This is a genomic window from Enterococcus spodopteracolus (assembly GCF_030441955.1).
GTDB classification, from domain to species: Bacteria; Bacillota; Bacilli; order Lactobacillales; family Enterococcaceae; genus Enterococcus_B; species Enterococcus_B spodopteracolus.
This window is the reverse complement of the sequence record NZ_JARJHD010000103.1, coordinates 1-463: the sequence shown is the minus strand read 5'-3', so window position 1 is coordinate 463 and position 463 is coordinate 1. Positions and strand designations below refer to the sequence as shown.

The window sequence follows — 463 nt, the reverse complement described above, 5'->3', positions numbered from 1 at the left end:
CATCGGGCTTTTTGGCGAATGAAATTTAGCTACGCTTTCGAGTCTCATGCGCCTTCTCCCTGTACCTGAATCAATGTTAGGTTTCCGCAGAACACTGCGCCGGTATCGATATACATTTGGTTGGCAAACTTGAGTGGTTTCACTGCTGGCGTATGACCAAAGATGAACGTGTCCGCGCCTTTGATTTCTTTCACGATCCCGTTTTGTGAGTTGCTGATTCGTTCGCGGTTCCAGATTACCTGCTGATGATCAACTGGCTTTCCAAACTCGTATTCGTCAAAGGGATAATCGGCGTGGCAGATAACATATTTTTTATCTTTGCTCACCAGTTCGATGATTAACGGAAGTTCATCTGCTTTATGGGCAAGAGCTTTAGCCAGAATTTCTTTGTCGTAATCGAGATTAAAGAACCAGCCACCGCCATTAAGCAGCCAGTGATTAACGTTTCCACGCTCTGATAAGC

1 protein-coding gene is annotated in these 463 nt (G+C 45.4%); it reads right to left on the bottom strand.

Features of this window, described 5'->3' with window-relative positions:
* Nucleotides 1-44 precede the first annotated feature (44 nt).
* On the bottom strand, nucleotides 45-463 hold a 419-nt coding region (locus P3R27_RS14755; RefSeq protein ID WP_438839301.1), incomplete at its 5' end, for a metallophosphoesterase family protein.